The organism is Sinomonas susongensis (genome assembly GCF_005877005.1).
GTDB lineage: Bacteria > Actinomycetota > Actinomycetes > Actinomycetales > Micrococcaceae > Sinomonas > Sinomonas susongensis.
This window is the reverse complement of record NZ_SSNH01000016.1, coordinates 1-15,872: the sequence shown is the minus strand read 5'-3', so window position 1 is coordinate 15,872 and position 15,872 is coordinate 1. Positions and strand designations below refer to the sequence as shown.

The 15,872-nt window shown below is 67.7% G+C and carries 20 protein-coding genes and 1 rRNA gene; 11 read left to right on the top strand and 10 right to left on the bottom strand.

The features are described from left to right. The first annotated feature begins 97 nt into the window (after window positions 1-97). The gene (locus E6A21_RS16425) at window positions 98-1,744 is read left to right on the top strand and encodes a hypothetical protein (RefSeq protein ID WP_138445244.1); all 1,647 of its coding nucleotides are present in this window, start codon (window positions 98-100) and stop codon (window positions 1,742-1,744) included. A gap of 19 nt (window positions 1,745-1,763) precedes the next feature. On the opposite strand, the gene E6A21_RS16420 is transcribed toward E6A21_RS16425, so the two are convergent. The 4 genes from E6A21_RS16420 to E6A21_RS16405 all read right to left on the bottom strand — a co-directional run bounded on the left by E6A21_RS16420 (window position 1,764) and on the right by E6A21_RS16405 (window position 4,856). After that, a complete protein-coding gene (locus tag E6A21_RS16420; protein WP_138445243.1) occupies window positions 1,764-2,060 on the bottom strand; it encodes a hypothetical protein in 297 nt (98 codons plus the stop codon). After that, window positions 2,053-2,478 carry a flagellar export chaperone FliS gene (gene fliS, locus E6A21_RS16415; RefSeq protein WP_138445242.1) on the bottom strand — a complete coding sequence of 142 codons (426 nt, stop codon included), beginning with the start codon at window positions 2,476-2,478 and terminating at the stop codon, window positions 2,053-2,055. The genes E6A21_RS16420 and fliS overlap by 8 nt, the downstream gene beginning before the upstream one ends. A gap of 8 nt (window positions 2,479-2,486) precedes the next feature. Then, window positions 2,487-3,905 carry a flagellar filament capping protein FliD gene (gene fliD / locus E6A21_RS16410; protein WP_138445241.1) on the bottom strand — a complete coding sequence of 473 codons (1,419 nt, stop codon included), beginning with the start codon at window positions 3,903-3,905 and terminating at the stop codon, window positions 2,487-2,489. A gap of 87 nt (window positions 3,906-3,992) precedes the next feature. Next, entirely contained in the window at window positions 3,993-4,856 is an 864-nt protein-coding gene (locus tag E6A21_RS16405) for a flagellin N-terminal helical domain-containing protein (protein WP_138445240.1), read from the bottom strand. Window positions 4,857-5,041: 185 nt separating this feature from the next. Here E6A21_RS16405 and E6A21_RS16400 point away from each other — a divergent pair, with 185 nt between their 5' ends. From E6A21_RS16400 to E6A21_RS16375, 6 genes are all read left to right on the top strand, one after another. Continuing rightward, on the top strand, window positions 5,042-5,482 hold the full coding sequence (locus E6A21_RS16400) for a VOC family protein (protein WP_246036585.1): 441 nt from the start codon (window positions 5,042-5,044) through the stop codon (window positions 5,480-5,482). 39 nt (window positions 5,483-5,521) lie between these two features. After that, window positions 5,522-6,085: a dihydrofolate reductase family protein gene (locus tag E6A21_RS16395; RefSeq protein ID WP_138445239.1), complete on the top strand. Its 564-nt coding sequence runs from the start codon at window positions 5,522-5,524 to the stop codon at window positions 6,083-6,085. A 146-nt stretch (window positions 6,086-6,231) separates the two neighbouring features. Further along, window positions 6,232-6,714, top strand: a complete 483-nt coding sequence (locus tag E6A21_RS16390; RefSeq protein WP_138445238.1) for a flagellar protein FlgN — start codon at window positions 6,232-6,234, stop codon at window positions 6,712-6,714. 13 nt (window positions 6,715-6,727) lie between these two features. After that, window positions 6,728-8,152: a flagellar hook-associated protein FlgK gene (flgK, locus tag E6A21_RS16385; RefSeq protein WP_138445237.1), complete on the top strand. Its 1,425-nt coding sequence runs from the start codon at window positions 6,728-6,730 to the stop codon at window positions 8,150-8,152. A 1-nt stretch (window position 8,153) separates the two neighbouring features. Beyond that, window positions 8,154-9,038, top strand: coding sequence for a flagellar hook-associated protein FlgL (gene flgL / locus E6A21_RS16380; RefSeq protein WP_138445236.1), 885 nt, complete (start codon window positions 8,154-8,156; stop codon window positions 9,036-9,038). Next, on the top strand, window positions 9,035-9,400 hold the full coding sequence (locus tag E6A21_RS16375; RefSeq protein WP_138445235.1) for a flagellar assembly protein FliW: 366 nt from the start codon (window positions 9,035-9,037) through the stop codon (window positions 9,398-9,400). Before flgL ends, E6A21_RS16375 begins: the two co-directional genes overlap by 4 nt. On the opposite strand, the gene E6A21_RS16370 is transcribed toward E6A21_RS16375, so the two are convergent. Next, a complete protein-coding gene (locus E6A21_RS16370) occupies window positions 9,401-10,204 on the bottom strand; it encodes a hypothetical protein (protein WP_138445234.1) in 804 nt (267 codons plus the stop codon). A 205-nt stretch (window positions 10,205-10,409) separates the two neighbouring features. On the opposite strand from E6A21_RS16370, the gene E6A21_RS16365 reads away from it, so the two are divergent. Genes E6A21_RS16365 through E6A21_RS16355 form a run of 3 tightly spaced genes read left to right on the top strand, consistent with a single transcriptional unit; the run spans window position 10,410 to window position 12,320 of the window. Continuing rightward, on the top strand, window positions 10,410-10,895 hold the full coding sequence (locus E6A21_RS16365) for a hypothetical protein (RefSeq protein ID WP_138445233.1): 486 nt from the start codon (window positions 10,410-10,412) through the stop codon (window positions 10,893-10,895). Further along, window positions 10,892-11,878 carry a hypothetical protein gene (locus E6A21_RS16360; protein WP_138445232.1) on the top strand — a complete coding sequence of 329 codons (987 nt, stop codon included), beginning with the start codon at window positions 10,892-10,894 and terminating at the stop codon, window positions 11,876-11,878. The genes E6A21_RS16365 and E6A21_RS16360 overlap by 4 nt, the downstream gene beginning before the upstream one ends. Continuing rightward, complete coding sequence (locus E6A21_RS16355) at window positions 11,871-12,320, top strand: hypothetical protein (RefSeq protein WP_138445231.1); 450 nt, start codon at window positions 11,871-11,873, stop codon at window positions 12,318-12,320. Before E6A21_RS16360 ends, E6A21_RS16355 begins: the two co-directional genes overlap by 8 nt. A 40-nt stretch (window positions 12,321-12,360) precedes the next feature. On the opposite strand, the gene E6A21_RS16350 is transcribed toward E6A21_RS16355, so the two are convergent. Next, complete coding sequence (locus tag E6A21_RS16350; protein ID WP_138445230.1) at window positions 12,361-12,822, bottom strand: VOC family protein; 462 nt, start codon at window positions 12,820-12,822, stop codon at window positions 12,361-12,363. 90 nt (window positions 12,823-12,912) lie between these two features. Beyond that, window positions 12,913-13,101: a YegP family protein gene (locus tag E6A21_RS16345; protein WP_138445229.1), complete on the bottom strand. Its 189-nt coding sequence runs from the start codon at window positions 13,099-13,101 to the stop codon at window positions 12,913-12,915. A 351-nt stretch (window positions 13,102-13,452) separates the two neighbouring features. On the opposite strand from E6A21_RS16345, the gene E6A21_RS16340 reads away from it, so the two are divergent. Then, window positions 13,453-13,695 carry a hypothetical protein gene (locus E6A21_RS16340; RefSeq protein WP_138445228.1) on the top strand — a complete coding sequence of 81 codons (243 nt, stop codon included), beginning with the start codon at window positions 13,453-13,455 and terminating at the stop codon, window positions 13,693-13,695. Between the two features lie 2 nt (window positions 13,696-13,697). Here the strand turns inward: E6A21_RS16340 and E6A21_RS16335 are convergent, their stop codons facing one another. From E6A21_RS16335 to rrf, 3 genes are all read right to left on the bottom strand, one after another. Then, window positions 13,698-13,970, bottom strand: a complete 273-nt coding sequence (locus E6A21_RS16335; protein ID WP_246036584.1) for a MoaD/ThiS family protein — start codon at window positions 13,968-13,970, stop codon at window positions 13,698-13,700. A 7-nt stretch (window positions 13,971-13,977) separates the two neighbouring features. Beyond that, a complete protein-coding gene (locus E6A21_RS16330) occupies window positions 13,978-15,072 on the bottom strand; it encodes a WD40/YVTN/BNR-like repeat-containing protein (RefSeq protein ID WP_138445226.1) in 1,095 nt (364 codons plus the stop codon). A 412-nt stretch (window positions 15,073-15,484) separates the two neighbouring features. Then, window positions 15,485-15,601 (bottom strand): 5S ribosomal RNA (gene rrf / locus E6A21_RS16325). Between the last annotated feature and the right edge of the window lie 271 nt (window positions 15,602-15,872).

Sequence of the window (15,872 nt, the reverse complement as noted above, 5' to 3'; positions counted from 1 at the left end):
GGCGCGGCTTTCCCATAAGCGCAGGCTTTCGCAAGGAAGGCCCAAGGATCTGCTGAGAAGCAATGTGCGGCGCTGCGTGTCTTGGAACGATGGTAGGGTGATCGATTCTGTGGTGCAGGCTGACGCGGCGCCCCGGCTCCTGCCGACTGCTGACGCGACCTCCCGTCCCGTGGGGCGCATCCGGCGGTGGTGGCTGGCCGAGTCCATCGGGCTGCTCGTCGCGGTGGCCTTCGCCCTGGTGACCGTGTGGCACATCGACGCCACGGACCGTTCCTGGCTGCTGTACTACGACGGCGACTCGGTGCTGCCCGCGCTCGTTCGCGGGTCCGTCCTGTCAGGGCAGCCGCAGGACTGGGCCCTCTCCGCCGTGCTCTTCATCCCCGAGATGGGCCTGTATTTCGCTCTTTCGGTGCTGGGCCTCGGCTTCAAGGGCACCTTCGCCCTGAACGCCGTCGTCAATCTCCTGCTGTTCTACGGAGTGCTCAGATTCCTGAGCGGAGTCGTGCAGCGCGAGCGGCCGCGAGCGCACCGCGTCGTCGGCGCACTCGTCGCCTTCGGCACGATGACGGGCTTTGCGCTCTTGGAGAGCTCCTCGGGCTACAACGACTTCCAACTCGCCTCGCTCCTCGCGACCACGACGTACTACAGCATGACCGTGCTCGCGTCGATCGCCACGACGGCGCTCACGGTGCGGCTCCTGAAGGCCCGAGGTCTGAGCCGCTGGCGCTGGCTGGAACTCGTCCTCGTGGGGGTAGCTGCGCTCTCGAGCCTCACGAACCCACTGTTCCTTGCTTGGGAGGTACTGCCGCTCGGCGTCGTGCTCGCCTTGGTCGCGTGGAAGCGTGTCATCCGCTGGCGACGCTCTGCACTTGCGGCTGCTCTCCTGGCCCTCGGCAGCTGCCTCGGCCTCCTGGCGAGGATTCCGTTCGGGTCCCTCATCCTCAGGGACGGTCCTTCCTACGTCAACCCCGGGAAGGCCAGCGTGGCGGCCATCTTCTACCCGCACATGCTGGCAGAAAGAGCCTCGACGATCGAGGGCGCCGTGTCTCTGACAGCTGTCATCGCACTGATCCTCATCTCGGTGATCGTGTTCCGCGGTTCCCTCGCCACCCGAGACGCCGGGACCGCCGTCCTCAGCGGGTTGGCCTGGCTCGCTCCGTTGGCAGTCATGGGCGGAATGATCCTCCTCGGCCAATTCTGGGTCCGCTACCTCCAGCCCCTGTACTTCGCTCCCGTGTGCACCCTGGTGCTGGCCCCGAGACTCTTCACCCAGGGCGGCGCACTGTTCCGCCGGCTTCCCGACAAGGCCGTCAAGGGGCTACTCGCGGGCCTCGTCGTCGCCTGCCTCGCCGTATCGACGGCGGCAGCCGGAGCGCTCGGCAGGTCTGCAGCCGCCGTCGACCCGGATCTCACTTGCGTAAAAGCCTGGGTCAGCGCGAGCCACGAGACCGGGGCGGGGAGGTTCTGGGCGGTCCGTGCCGCCAAGGCCCTTCTCCCCGAACCCAGTCAGCTGGTGCAGGTGGACAGCCAGTTCGGTGAGTACGCATGGCTCACCAACCGCACGGACTACTCGAGCACGAAGGTCTCGTTCGTGGTGACCGACGCCGAGCCCACACCGCTCGTCCTGCCCTCGGCAGCCCGCACCGCCCCATCAAGCAACGTCCACTGCGGCCGGTACACCATCACCGACTTCGGTGCGCCGATCCTTCCGATCGGGCCGTCCTCTCCCGACCCGGTGCCGTGATGCGGCGTCCGTTCGGACTTCAGCCCTTGAGATCCAGGTAGATCGGGGCTCCCTCGGCCCTGGGGGACGGGACCGAGCGGACGACGGCGAGGTGCCGCGCGGACTTGGCCTTCGCCTCTTCGAGGAGATTGGCGAGGACCTCCTGGCGGTCGCTCAGCGCGAGCGCCCGCCGGACCAGTCGCTCCGGGATCGGCCCGAGCCCGAGGGGGAGCGGCCATGCCTCGACGGCGCCCGCGGCGGGGTCCTTGAGCTGGTGCTCGACGGCGTCCAGGTCTGCCTCAAGGCGACCGAGCACTTCGTCCCACGAGTCAGCCAACGTAGCCCCCGAGTGCTGCGGTTGCCTCCGGGCGTTCGGCAGGAAGCGAGGCCGCTGCCTGGTGCCACGATTGGCGCAGCGGCTCGACGAGGGCGATGGCCTCGCGGGTGAGCGAGGGATTGCGGTTGATGTTCGCGTTGACGAGCGCGCGGCGCACGTAGTCGTAGAGGCTGCGGAGACTCTCCGCTCCGTCCCAGATGCCGGACTTGAGGGTCGCGCTGAGCTCCGCGATGATGTCCTGCGCGTGCAGGAGGGAGTCGCTCGCAGCCTGCCAGTCCGCGGCCTCCTGTGCCTTCTCGGCGCGGTGGAGGTCGAGCATGAGCCGGTCGTAGATCATCGTGAGGAGCCGGACAGGGCTCGCGGAGAGGATCGCGTCACGGTTGTACAGCTGCCGCGCGCGGGCTGGCTGGAGGGTCATGGGAGTTCCTAACCTTTGGAGCTGCTGGACGAGTAGGTGGGCAGGCCGGCGATCTGGCTCGTGAGCCAGGACTGCTGGGACTTGAGCGTGCCCATCGACGTGTCCATCGCGTTGTAGAGGGCGGTCAGCGTGGCCTTGCGGTCCGCGAGGCGTGTCCCCCAGTCGCTGATCTGGTTGGCCAGGTCGGCAACGTCGGCCTGCTGGCCTGAGATGAGGGACGTGATCGACCCTGTGACGGGGTCGGACGCGTTCTTCGCTGCAGTGGAGACCCGCGAGGCGATCTCCTGGAGTGCCGACTGCGTGCCCGCCGGATCCGCGGTGAGCGCTGCTTGGAGCTTGGTCGAGTCGAAGACGAAGCTGCCGTCCTGCTGGATGCTGATGCCGAATTCCGACGGTGAGTGGCCGTTGCTCGTCGGCATGTAGAGGGCGTCCGTGATGGCGTCCGCGACCCCCCTCACGGCCGAGTCCCCCGTGAACAGGCCCCCGGCGGCTGACGAGCCGCTCGTGGCGTTGATGGTCGTGGTGACCTTCGTGTTGTCCGCGATGTTGCCCAGCAGGTCGTTGATCGAGCTCACGAGATCGCTGGCCTGCTTCGTGATGCCCGCGTTGTCGCTCGCGACGGTGATGGTCGCCGTCGTGCCGGCCGCCGCAGACGTCGCGGTGACGTCGACCCCCGGGAAGAGGTTCTTGAAGGTGTTCGACGACGACGTGATGGTCTGCTGCGCGGCCGTTCCCGCGTAGAGGGTCGCCGAGGCGTCCTGCGCTGCGGTGACGACGGCGGCACCTGACTGGGACATGAGGTCCGTCGCGGTGCCGGCGGTGACCGCGGACGACGACCCTTGGTAGACCTTGAATGCACCCGTGGCCCCAGACTGCGCGGCCGTCAGCTGGAGGCGGTACAGCGGGTTGCCGCTTGCATCAGTCCCAGCGGCGACCTTCATGGCCGTTGCCGGGCCGCCGGCCGCGTTGACCGCGCTCACGACGTCGTCGAGCGAGGTGCTCGCGGGGGTGATCTGGGTCTGCTTGCCGGTCGAGTCGACCAGAGTGAGGGCCGACGGCGCCCCGGTGGAGTCCGTCGGCCAGCCCGACATGGGCGCAGTGACGTCGACCTGGGTCTGGGCGGTCTGGTTGATCTGCACGCTGAAGGTGCCCGCGGTCGCCGTCGTGCCCGCCGTCGCCGTGACGGCGGTGCTGCTCGACGACGCGGTGAAGAGATTGAGCGCCCCAGGGAACGCCATCTTGTCGGCGAGCGTGGCGAGCGACGAGGCCTTCCCGTTGACCGCCTGCAGCGCGCTGATCATGCTCTGATCGTTGGCCTGCGTCTGCTGGAGCTGCTGCTGCGGCAGGGCTTCGACCTGCATGAGGGAATTGATGATCGACGTGATGTCGAGCCCGCTGCCGAGCCCGTTGATCGACACTCCGGTCATGCTCTGACTCCTTAGCGTCAGTCAGACGCCAATGGCGGTCAGGAGCAGGTTGGCCACCCTGACCGCCATCAGCGTTTGATCGGTTTTCTAGCCGAGGAGCTTGAGGATGCCCTGGCCGGACTGGTTGGCCTGCGCGAGCATCGCCGTGCCAGCCTGCGACAGGATGGAGTCCTTGGTGTAGTTGACCATCTCGGACGCCATGTCGGTGTCGGTGATGTGCGACTTCGCCGCGGTGAGGTTCTGAGCCGAGGTGTTCAGCACGTTGACCGCGTGGCCCAGGCGGTTCTGCGCAGCGCCGAGGCCCGACCGCTGGGCGGAGACCGCCGCGATCGCCGTGTCGAGGTTCGTGATCGTGGTCGCGGCGTTCGCAGCCGTGTCCACGAGGAACCCGCTCGCACCCGTCGTACCGGAGAAGCTGTTCGCACCTGCCGCCAAAGAGGTCGTCAGGTTGCCGAAGTCGACCTTGATCTGGCTGTTGGCGGAGCCGTCGGCGCCGACCTGGAAGCTGAGGGCCGTTGCGCCCGAAGCGGAACCGTCGAGGAGCTTGATGCCGTTGAAGTTGGTGGAGTTCGTGATGCGGTTGAGCTCCTGGCCGAGGGCGTCGCCTTCGGACTTGATCGCCGTGCGGGAGGCGGGGTTGTTCGAGTCGTTGCCCGCCTGGACCGCGAGGTCGCGCATGCGCTGGAGGATCGAGTGGACCTCGCCGAGGGCGCCGTCGGCCGTCTGGATGACGTTGATGCCGTCCTGCGCGTTGCGGGAGGCGATCTGGGAGCCGTCGACCTGGGACTGCAGGCCCTGGGAGATCGAGAGGCCGGCGGCGTCGTCCGCCGCGGTGTTGATCCGCAGGCCGCTCGAGAGCTTCGCCATCGAGCTGGCCATATCAGCCGAGGTCTTGTTGAGGTTGAGGTAGGCCTGCTGGGCCATGAGGTTGGTGTTGACGCTGAGAGCCATCTGAGTCCTCCGTGAATGAGTTGTGGTTCATGCTCCGGGCCCGTCCGTGGGCCCTCACTGCCACCAATCGGCCGCTGCGGGTTGCACGTAAGTGACCGAGGAAGAATTCTTCTCGGGACCTCAACACCAAGTGGTGGTCGGATCGAGAATTGGCAGCGGACCCTACGCCGCAAGAAGGGAGCGCTGTGGCAATCCAGCGGATGGACCATGTAGGCGTCGTCGTCGACGACCTTGAGGCCGCTGTCACGTTCTTCGTCGAGCTCGGTATGGAGCTCGAGGGCGAGGCGCCGGTCGAGGGACCCTGGGTCGACCGCGTCGTCGGCCTCGACGGTGTCCGGGTCGACATCGCGATGATGCGCACCCCGGACGGCCACGGCCGGCTCGAACTGACGAAGTTCCACACCCCGGCAGCGGTTGGCGGCGGGCAGCAGAACCCACCCGGAAACACGCTCGGCCTCCGCAGCGTCATGTTCGCCGTCGACGACCTCGACGTGGCCGTCGCGGGCCTGCGGGCGCGCGGCGTGGAACTCGTCGCAGAGGTCTCGCAGTACCAGGACAGCTACCGACTGTGCTACGTCCGCGGCCCGGAGGGGATCATCGTTGCGCTGGCGGAGGAGCTCGGCTGATATGGGGTGCTCATGGGTGTACGGCGAGGAGGAATTCCGATGCGGAGGGTGACCTATTCGATGGCGGTCTCCCTCGACGGCTACATCGTCGGCCCAGATGGAGGCGTCGGGTGGACTGCTCCCGACGAGGAGGTCTTCCGCCTCGCGACCGACGAAGTCCGTGGCACGGGCGTCCACCTGCTGGGACGGAAGCTGTACGAGACGATGCTGTACTGGGAGACTGCCGAGCAGAATCCCTCGCTCGGCTTCTCGACGGTCGAGTTCGCGGCGATCTGGAGGGCGCTCCCCAAGGTGGTGTTCTCCACCACGCTGTCGGGGCTCCAGGGCAACGCCCGGCTTGCCTCGGGCGGCCTGGCTGAGGAGATCGAGCGGTTGCGAGTGCAGCCGGGGAACGGGGACATCGCGATCGGCGGGGCGGCTCTCGCTGCCGAGGCCGCCGATCTGGGTCTCATCGACGAGTACCGGGCCCGGGTCTACCCGGTGCTGCTCGGCGGTGGCATCCCTTACTTTCCGCGACACGAGCTCCGGGTGGATCTCGAACTCGTCGAGACCCGCACCATGAGCTCAAATGTGGTCTACCTCCGCTACCGCGTTCTGCGATAGCCCGATCGGTCGCCGGCCCGGGGAAGGCGGCTCCGGGAGGCGGCGTGCTTACGAAGGCCCCCGCCGCGCCGATAAGGGTCTACAACGTGGCGCCGATCGCCGCGTACGCGTCCTGCAAGGCCCACGGATGAGGAGTTGGCCACTGAATGGCGATCCATGACCTCTCGGCCCAGCTCTGGCATGAGCGCGAGCTGCTGGACCTCCTGACCTTCAAGCTCGAGGAGGAGCAGCTCCTCCTCACGGCAGGCAAGACCCGCTGGATCTCCCACGCGACCCGCGAGGTCGAGCAGGTCCTCGAACGCCTGTCCGCGGCAGGGCTCGCCCGCGCGGTGACTGCCGCCGCCACAGCCAAGGAATGGGGCCTGCCCGAGGAGGCAACGCTGCGGGAGCTCGCGGCTGGCGCGCCGGAGGGGCCGTGGGGCGAGATCCTCACCGCGCACCTCAAGGCGATGACGGAACAGACCGCCGTCATCCGCCAGCTCCGCGACGCCAACGCCCAGTTCCTCCGCGCCGCCTCGCGCTCCACGCAGGAGACGCTCGCGGACGTCACGTCGATGGCCAAGACCTACGACGACCACGGCCGGGCCGCTGGCACGAACGAGTCCCGGTTCTTCGCCCGAGACCTCTGACCGAAGGACGACTGTGAGCACATTCGGCGCCCTCAACGCGGCCTACCGCGGCCTCTCGGCCGCGCAGCAGGCCATCGACGTCGCGGGCCAGAACATCGACAACGTCGGGACCGACGGCTATACCCGGCAGCGCCTCGAGCAGTCCGCCATGGGGCCGCTCGCCAGGACAATGGGCTCGGCCGCGGTATCTCAGGTCGGCCAGGGCGTCTCCGTAGACTCGATTGCCCGGCTCGGCAACGCGCTGCTCGACGCCTCGGTGAGGTCGACGTCGTCGTCCGCCGGCTACGCAGCTCAGCGCTCGACGGCGTACCAAGCCATCGAGACGACCCTCCAGGAGCCCGGGGCGAACGGGATCTCAGCGCAGCTGCAGTCGTTCTGGTCGTCCTGGCAGGACCTCGCGAACCAGCCGAACGACGCCTCGGCCGCAGCAACGGTGGTCCAGAACGGCAAGCAGCTCGCGGCCGAACTCTCAAGCGGGTACTCGGCGCTTGCCGCCCAGTGGTCCTCCACGCAGTCGGAGGCGCAGGGCATGGTCACCTCGCTCAACGACGCCGCAGCCCAGGTCGCGAAACTGAACACGAGCATCCGCTCGACCTTGGCCGCGGGCGGCAACGCGAACGAGCTCATCGACCAGCGGTCGAAGCTCACCGAGACGATTGCATCGCTCGCCGGCGGATCCGTCCGCCAGCAGTCCGACGGAACGGTCGCCGTCTTCCTCGGAGGCAACGCGCTTGTCACAGGGGGCACCTCACGCGCCGTCCAGCTCACGGGTCCTCAGAGCCTGGCTGACACGTCGTCGGGTGCCCCGACCCTCGTGTGGGCGGACCGCCCGAGCGTCCCGGTGGGGCTCGACGGCGGGACGGTCGCCGGCGACCTCTCCGTCCTGGCTCCCGCTAATGCCTCCGGGACCGGCGGACCCATCGCCGAGGCCGCCGCGCAGTACAACGAGTTCACGGTATCCCTCGCGCAGGCGGTCAATAGCGTGCACAGCCAGGGCAAGACGCCGTCCGGCGCGACTGGCCTGGACTTCTTCGCCATCAACCCCTCCCTCCCTGCGGCCCAGGGCCTGAGCGTGGTGCCCGGCGACGCGAGCGGAATCGCCTCCGGAGCATTGAGCACCGGGACGAACGACGGCTCGAACGCGGATGCAGTCGCCCAGCTCAGCACTCAGGCAGGCTCCCCCGACAGCAAGTGGGCCGCTTTCGTCTCGCGCGTCGGCAGCTCGTCCCAGACCGCACAGCAGCAGGAGACGATGACGGCGACCGCGGCGACGACGGCGAAAACGGCCCAGACGTCCGGCGCCTCGGTCAGCCTCGACGAGGAGAACGTGAACCTGCTTGCGGGCCAGCACGCGTATCAGGCGGCAGCGCGCGTCCTGACGGCGCTCGACCAGACCCTCGACACCCTCATCAACCACATGGGAACGGTAGGACTCTGAGATGCTCCGCGTGACCGACCAGACCATGCTGAGCGCGGCCGAGCGCCGGCTCGGCGCGAGCCAAGCCCGCCTCTCGTCGGCCCAGGACGCCGCGAGCTCGGGTCAGAGGATCACGCGGCCTTCCGACGATCCGGTCGGAACGGCCGCTTCCCTGGGCATCCGCGCCCAGATTGCCGCCAACGCCCAGTACAAGCGGAACATCGACGACGGGACGGCGTGGCTCACGACGCTCGACTCGACGCTGGGCAACGTGACCGATTACCTCCGCAAGGCGCGCGACCTCGCCGTCCAGGGCGGTAACGGCTCCCTCAACCAGGACGGGAAGAACGCACTCGCCACGCAGATCGACTCCCTGCGGGGCGATCTGCTGGCCGCCGCGAACACGAAGTACCTCGGCCGCAACGTCTTCGCAGGGACATCCGACGCCGCCGCGGCCTTCACCGACGGCACGCCGCCCTCCTTCAACGGGATGACGGGCGACACTGTCCAACGCCGGATCGGCCCAGACCAGACCGTCCAAGTGGACGCCAACGGCGCCGCGATCTTCGGCACGGGCTCAAACTCGGTCTTCAGCATCATCGACGCGATATCCTCCGACCTACGGAAGGGCAGCGATCCCTCGCCGCGGCTGCAATCGCTCGACACGGCGATGAGTGCCGTGGTCAGTGGGCGCGCCGACGTCGGGACCCGGCTCGCCCAACTCCAACGCGCAGGATCGGAGAACATGACAGAGCAGAATGCGCTCGAGACGAGGCGTTCGGGCATAGAGGACCTGGACCTCGGCAAGGCCGCCCTGGACCTGCAGCTCCAGCAGACGAATTACCAGGCGGCCCTCGCAGTCACCGCGCGGACGCTCCAGCCGAGCCTCATGGACTTCCTCAAGTGAGCACGCTGACCTTCGCCGAGCCGCTGCCCGGGCTCGCCCCGCACACCGACTTCACGCTCGAAGCGGTCGACGGCGCCGCCGGCCTTTTCAGCCTCCGCCCCGACGCGGCTCCCGACATCCGGCTCTTCCTGCTCGACGCCGCCGTGTACGTCCCCGGCTATGAGCCGGAGATCTCCGCACCATGCCGCAGCCTTGGACTCGGTTCCCCGGAGGAAGCCCGCGTGCTGGTCGTCGCAACCCCGGGCGAAGGTGGCACCACGGTGAACCTCATGGCTCCCGTGATCGTGAACGAGGCGACGGGCCAGAGCGCGCAGGCGATCCTCGACGGACAGGGCTGGCCGCTCCGCATGCCCCTGGGCTAGCTACCCGCCTGCGGAGCCCGCCTGCCCTTGCGAGGCTCTGCCCGCCAAACCGTGGCCCTGGCCTTGGCCCTTCCCATCGCCATGAGCGGTCAGGCCGAGCCATCTGCTGAGGTCCTGGCTCAGCTGCTCCTCCCTCGCTGAGGCGGCCGCACCGGCGGACGCGGCCGCCGAGGAGAGACCACTTGAGAGAGCGCCGCCGGCCCCAGGAAGACCACCGTCCGAAGCCGACGCGGCAGCCCCGGCTTGGTTCGAAGACCCGAGGCCTCGGGTTCCGCGGGCCTCGTCGGCGGAACCGGCCACAGCGCCGACTTGACCCGCAGCAGCCTGCACCACGCCAGCCTGCGAGCCGCTTCCCTGGGCAGCGCCGTCCTGAGAGCCGGAATCTTGGCTTCCGGCGTTCTCGCTCCCGTGCCCTTGACCGCTCACGCCACTCTGGCCGCTTCCGCCGGCGCCGGCCTCGGCCAGTGCTCCCCCTGTCCCCGCGCCGCCATCGGCCTTGGGCGACGACGAGCCGCCGTCGCTCGTTGCCTGGGGCTGCGGCGAAGGAGTGACCAGGGCACCCGCGGCCTCAACGCTCGTCGGCTCGGCGCTGGCCTCGGCGCCCGAGGAGGCATGGACGGGTGCGCCCGCCGCGACGGAGAGGGCGCCCGCGCTGGGCGAAGCGCTCGCTCGGGCTGCCTCAACGCTCGCGCCGAAGGCGTGGAGCGGACCGTTCATGCTGGCTTGGAGTGCGGTTACGCCACAGAATGTCAGCAGCGCAGTCCCGCTGATGACAGCGGGGAACTGCCACAACCGTTTGATCACTTGCCAGCCTTGACGACACAGGGGAAATCGACCGGCCGAGCGGCCGTCACGCGAGTGACTCTACTGAGCGGGACGAGGGTGTGTCCATCACTTTCGTGCATATAGTGTGTGCTTCTTGTGACATTTTGGACGAGTCGTGATAAATGGACGTGTCCAAGCCCTGATATTCTGGGCTCAGTCCGCAGGTGAGACCGAGGATGGCGTCATGGACATGGAACAGCTTCGCGGCCAAGCGGCCGCGGCGTTTCGCGACCTCGACGTCCCCGAGCGCCTCACGCTCGAAGCCCTCCGCCAGCTCCTCGAGGACGATCGCGGCAAGGAAATCGTGATCCGCGAGGTCAGCGAACTCGGGCGCAACCAGATTTCCGGGCTCTGGCTGTCGTTCCCTGCCACTGACCTCATCCTGCACGCCGAGACGGCGTCGCCGCTGCACCGCGAGCAGATCATCCTCCACGAATTCGCACACATGGCGCTCAACCACGAGCGGCTCATGGACGAGGAAGATCACCTCGCTACCCTCCTGCCCGACCTGAGCCCGGACCTCGTCTCCAAGTGCCTCGCCCGCTGCCAGCGTCACACGGAACCCGAGATCGTCGCGGAGTCGCTCGCCGACCTCTTCGCGGATGCCCTGGCGCGGACCCGGCGCGCCGGTCGCGTCGAGCCGCGGAACTTCCGAGGGATCTTCGGATGAGCATCACGATTGCGTCGACCGTGGCTCTGTGGCTGCTCGTGCTCTCCCGCCTGCCCTCCTGTGTACGGCAGCGAGGGGATCTCGTCTTCTTCGTCGCGCTGCCCGCCGCTCTGGCGACGACCATCAGCGGCGTTCCGGTCTCCCATGCGATCGATGCGGGCCTCCGCTTCCCGGGCATCGCGAGCCTCATGAGCGGCTGCCTTGTCATGCTCTCCTTCGGCTTGTTCCGCACCGCAATCGTGAAGGCCGTCGTCGCCCCCGCGGAGCAGGAACCCGTCCTGCGCCGCGGCCTCCTGCAGACGACGGCGGCCATGACGGTGTACTGCGTGGCGTTCGCATGCGCGTCAATGGCCGGCGCCGTTAGCTCGGACCAGCCGCTCGGTCGCCTGGCGCTCGATGCCGGGTCGCAGAGCGACGTCGGCGTCTTCGTCTTCATGGCGACTCTCTGCGCATTCCTCGCGGCGGTGTCCGTCGAAGTGACGATCGTCTGCCTGCGCTATCTCCCACAGATGGCTTCCGCGATGTTCCGCACGGGCTTCAGTGCGGTCGCCCTGGGCTGCGTCGTCACCGTGGTCGCGTTCGCCGCGAAGTTCGCGCGGCAGATCATCGTCCTGACCTATGTCGGCCTGGACTACGAGCCGGTGCTGCAGAACGCGTTCCACGCCCTCGAGGGAATCGCGGCGCTCCTGCTCTCCTTCGGGCTCATGCTGCCTTCGGTTTCCGAGCGCGTGGCACAGTGGCAGCTCAACGAGCGCTACCACCTCGTGCGGCTCCACCCCGTGTGGCGCCGCACGGCCCACGCCAGTGTCGTCATAGACTCGGTATCCGTTCCTCTCAAGGGCGTACTCAGCCGCAACCCACGCGCGCGGCTTCATCGCGCTCTCGTGGAAATTCTCGACAGCGATCTCGCCGCTGGCGGGAACCTGCTGAGCGAGTCGGAAACGAAGCTTGTCCAGAAATCGGAGGGGGCCCTCTATGCCTGAGCACGAATCCCAGAAGCCCGAGGAGGTTCTGGCTGAGCGTCTCAACACGCTTCTCGACGTAGTCGCGGCCGAGGGGGGCCGCCGGTACACGTTCCCGGACATCAAGAAGGCCGTCGAGGGCCGCGGCCTTCACATCTCCCGGCAGCGGTGGCACTACATGCGCGCTGGTACGGGACCGATGACGCCCGACACGGACCTCCTCGAAGCCCTCGCGGACTTCTTCGGAGTTCCGTCGGCGTTCCTCACGAACGCCGACGCCGAAACGCCTGCCCGCGTGGCCGCCCAGCTCGATCTTCTCCGCGCCATGCGGGAGGCCGAGGTGAAGAGCTTCGCAGCCCGCAGCCTTACGAGCGATCTGTCGCCGGAACTGCTGCTGGAGATCCGCAACATCATCGACGAGACGCTGACGAAGCAGAAGCGCGAGGACCGCCCCGCCTCGTAAGCGCCCCGCCGAGGGCGGCCGCAGCGAACCAGGTGGCGGGCTACACCTGGGGGGTTGCGGCGGCGGCCGATCCCTCGCCCGACTGGTCCTCAGGCTGCCCAGCGACGTTCACGAGCCACGGGATCCCGAACTTGTCGACGAGCATGCCGAACGTGTCGCCCCATACGGCCTTCTCGAGCGGCATCGTGATGGTGGCGCCATCGGTGAGCTTGTCCCAATAGCCCCGCAGCTCTTCCTCGTCGTCCCCGCTGAGCGAGATCGAGAAGTTGGTGCCCGGCTGGTACTCCATTCGCTCCGGAGTATCAGAGGCCATGAGCGTGATCCCGCTTGGGGTCGTCAGCATCGAGTGCATGACGAGCTGGCCCTCGGACTCGTCCTGAGCCGCGTGCAAGTCCTCGAAGGTAGAGATGGTGAGGTCACCGCCGAGCACGGACTGGTAGAAGTTCATCGCGTCGCGGGCGTTGTCCTTGAAGCTGAGGTAAGGGTTGAGAATCGTTGGCATGACAGATCTCCTTGGTCAGGCGGGGAACCCGGATGCTTCTAACATCTGGAGCCTACGTTCCGGCACCGTCAGAACTCCAGACCCCCAGCGTCAGATGGGCTTCGTCATGTCGACAACGAGCCCCATTGCGGCGCTCTCCCGCACGCAGGCAATCACACGCTTGACGGCATCAAGGGACTGGAGTCCCTGGGCGACCGCAACTACCACCCCTTCGGCCGACCTCAGCTGGACCCGGTAGAGCCTCGCCTCGTCCTTGAGCACCTCGAACCTTGCTGCCACAGCACGCCCCTTCACCTGTCGACCAGGCAACTGCTCCTGTACCCAGCCTCGTTGCTGGGTCCGGTGACAGACGCTATCGTCCACGGCTGGCTCTTGGTACCCCTACTCGAGAGTACTGGGAGCACTCACAGCTTAATTTCACATTGTGACTACCGGTTTAGCGGCAATCTGCCTCCAAGGACGGCTTGCCGCGCGACGTACGTGAGAGTGACGGGCATTACGTCGCTGATCTGCGGAAACGCTGACGCCACTGGATCCTTACTGCCCGCTCATGCCGTCGAAACGGGCCGGAAACGCCCGTGACAGAGACTGAAGCAGTCGGAACACCACTGACGCTTGAAGGAGCACCAGATGACCAGCGAGACCCACCGCCGCATCCGGAAGCTCAGCGAACTCCGCCGCGGGGACCTCATCGAGGCCCGCAGCGGCGTCACTGTCCTCCGGGGAACCGTCTACGACACTGCGCCAGGCATCGGCCTCGTCTGGATCCGGGACGAGGACACCCGTTACCGCCGCGCCATCCAGGAGGAGGACTTCTCCCTCTGGCACGTGCAGGCGGATGTCACGTACAAGGGCGGAGATCTGGTCGCCTGACCTCAGCCTCCAGCGACCGACTGGATGACGAGGATCTCCTGCCCTTCCGTGACGGCGGTGTCGAGCCCTTGGCGCCGCCGCACATCGTCACCGTCTACATACACGTTGACGTACCGCCGGAGCTGACCCCGCTCGTCGCGCAGCCTGCGCCCGAGGATGGGGTATCGGTCGGCCAGATTGTCGAAGGCGGCCCGCACGGAGGTCACCCCATCCAGGGCGAACTCCGTGCGGCCGCCTGCCACCTCTGCCAAGATCGTGGGCAGCAAGAGCGTCACCACTGCTTCAGGCCTCCGCTCCCAGCACGGTCGCGCGCACGCAGAGGACGTCGGGCAACCGCGAGGCCACCTCGACGAAGGTCTCTCCCTCGTCCCCGCTCGCATATACAGAGCCGCCACGCGTCCCGAAGTACACGCCGACCGGGTCACCCCCGTCGACCGCAGCGGCGTCACGCAGCACCGCATTGAAGTCGGACGCCGGCAGGCCGCCGTCGTACTTGTGCCACGTCGTGCCGGCATCGTCGGTCCGGTGTACGGCGAGATGCCCCTCCGGGGCGATCCGCTCGTAGTCCGAGACCAGCGGAATGACCCACGCCGTACCGCCCCTGCGCGGATGCGTCAGCATCACGAAGCCGAAGTCCGCCGGGAGACCCTCCGCGATCGAGACCCATTGATCGCCCTGATTGTCGCTGCGGAAGACCCCTCTGTGATTCTGCGCGTACAGCCGTCCGTCCGCGTCGGCTGCGATCTTGTGGACGCACTGCCCCATCTCGGGTTCCGGATCGGGCAGGAAATACGCAGAGATCCCCCTGCTTGCCCGCTCCCAGCTGTCGCCGCCGTTCCTGCTGCGGTAGACCCCACCCGTGCTCATCGCGACGTGGACAAGCTGCGGGTCCCGCCGGTCCGGCACGATGGAATGCGCGGCAGCGCCACCATAGCCAGCCCCCCAGTCGCCCTTGTCGGGATGCTCCCAGAGGGCCCGGTTGAGCTCGAACGTCGCGCCGCCGTCCGTCGACTTCCAGACGGAGATGGGCTGAACACCTGCCCAGACGACCCCGGGGCGGTCCTCGGCGTCCGGGAGAATCTGCCAGATGCGTTCGACGGCGGCGTCGTCACCTTCCCCGAAGGCGATTGACGCGCGCTCCGGTTCAGTCCAGGTCGAGCCCAGATCGTCGGAGTGGACGACAGTGGGCCCGAAATGCTCAGACCGTACTCCGACGAGCAGGCGCGTACGTCCATCGCGGGTGTCGATGCCGATGGCAGGGATCTCCTGCATCAGAAAGTGCGGTTCGGAAAGCTCCCAGGTCCGCCGATCGGTGCTCGTCGCCAGCCACAGGCCCTTCTTCGTGCCGATGGCCAAGAGGTATCGAGGGGTGTCCATGAGCAATATCGGAGCACGGCACGAAGAGCTGGGCAAGGGGACGGCACGAGGAAGCGTTCAGGAGACATTTCTGGGCCCTTCGACCCATGGCGTAGGAGTCGGCTCCCGGCTGCTTGACCGAAAACGATGGTCAATCCACGGCTCCTGTCTACGCTGGGCTGCAGACCTCGCGCTGGACTCCTGCCTTGGCGAGGTATCGAGAACCGCCCCGGAGCGCGCACCCCCTCATCGTCGCTCCGGGGCTTTTTCGTGTGGCGGCGGCGCACTGTCGGCCGAGGGGCCGTGCGCGGTGCGGCGGTCCGGTGCTGATGGTGTTGGCGGCGCGGTGCTCGCGTTGCGGTGCTCGCGTTGAAATGCTGTTAAATGCGTCGAGGGCCCCACGGTCGTTGTGGGGCCCTCGGCGGGTGGTGTTGTCCGGCGGTGTCCTACTCTCCCACACCCTCGCGGGTGCAGTACCATCGGCGCTGTGGGGCTTAGCTTCCGGGTTCGGGATGGGTCCGGGCGTTTCCCCCACGCTATGGCCGCCGTAACCTTCTCTCCTCGCGCCCCCGGGTGGCGGGGGTGGGGAAGCGTGTCGGGTTGCGGTGGGCCGGCCCTGGGGGCCGGCGCGCGGTGCTGTATTCGGTTGTGGTGTTCCCCGGTGGCCCCGCCCGGTCCCCGGCCCCGTGGGGGGGTGGGGGTGGGGTGGGGTTTGTTGTCTGGGGACCGTAGAGTGGACGCGGGCAGTGTTCCGTGTGTGTGTGAGGCTGTCGGCCTATTAGTACCGGTCGGCTTCGCAGGTCTTCAGTCCCTGCTTCCAC